General features: G+C 70.7%; 1 protein-coding gene and 1 pseudogene. Both read left to right on the forward strand.

Features of this window, described 5'->3' with window-relative positions:
• Window positions 1-565, forward strand: a 565-nt coding sequence (locus EAO76_RS41440; protein WP_399463718.1) for an ABC transporter permease, incomplete at its 5' end; no start/stop codon positions are given.
• A pseudogene (locus tag EAO76_RS41445) lies at window positions 562-866 on the forward strand (sugar ABC transporter permease YjfF); the annotation flags it as partial. The gene EAO76_RS41440 and the pseudogene EAO76_RS41445, both read left to right, overlap by 4 nt.

Genomic DNA, 866 nt, shown 5'->3' on the forward strand with positions numbered 1-866 from the left:
CTTCTCCATCTTCGTGGTGGCCGCCGTGGTCGCCGTGACCGTGGCGCTGACCCGCCGCACGGCGCTCGGCCTGCTCGTCGAGTCGGTCGGCGGCAACGCCGAGGCCAGCCGCCTGGTCGGCATCCGCTCCCGGCGCATCAAGATCATGGTGTACGTGTTCTGCGCGTTGTGCGCCGGGATCGCGGGCCTGATGATCAGCTCCAACACCTCGGCCGCGGACGGCAACAACGCCGGCCTGTGGATCGAGCTCGACGCCATCCTCGCCGTGGTCATCGGCGGCACCTCGCTGCTCGGCGGGCGGTTCTCCGTCGGCGGCACGGTCGTCGGCGCGCTCGTCATCCAGACCCTCACCACCACGATCTACACCATCGGCGTGCCCACCCAGACCAACCTGGTCTTCAAGGCCGCCGTCGTCATCATCGTCTGCCTCATGCAGTCCCCGAAGTTCCGCGCCAAGGTCTTCGGCGGCGGCCGCTTCGGCGGGCGGCGGGGCGACCGGCAGGCCGCGACGCCGGCGGACACCGCCCCGGCGCCCGAGGCCGTACGCACCATGGAGGTGTCGTGACGACCACGACCACCCGCGAGCCCGCCGCGCCGGACAGCCGGACACCGGGCCGGGCCGCACGCATCCTCGCCGACCGCCGCCTGCCCGTCCTGGTGACGGCCGGGCTCTTCCTCGTCATGTACGCCGTCGGCCTCAGCCGGTACCAGAACTACGGGTTCGCCGAGACGCAGGTGTTCCTCAACCTGTTCATCGACAACAGCTACCTGCTGGTCGCCGCCGTGGGCGCCACCTTCGTGATCCTCTCCGGCGGCATCGACCTCTCCGTCGGCTCCGTCATCGGCTTCACCACCATGTTCACGGC

Origin of the sequence: Streptomyces sp. sk2.1, assembly GCF_008120935.1 — a bacterium.
Taxonomy (GTDB): domain Bacteria; phylum Actinomycetota; class Actinomycetes; order Streptomycetales; family Streptomycetaceae; genus Streptomyces.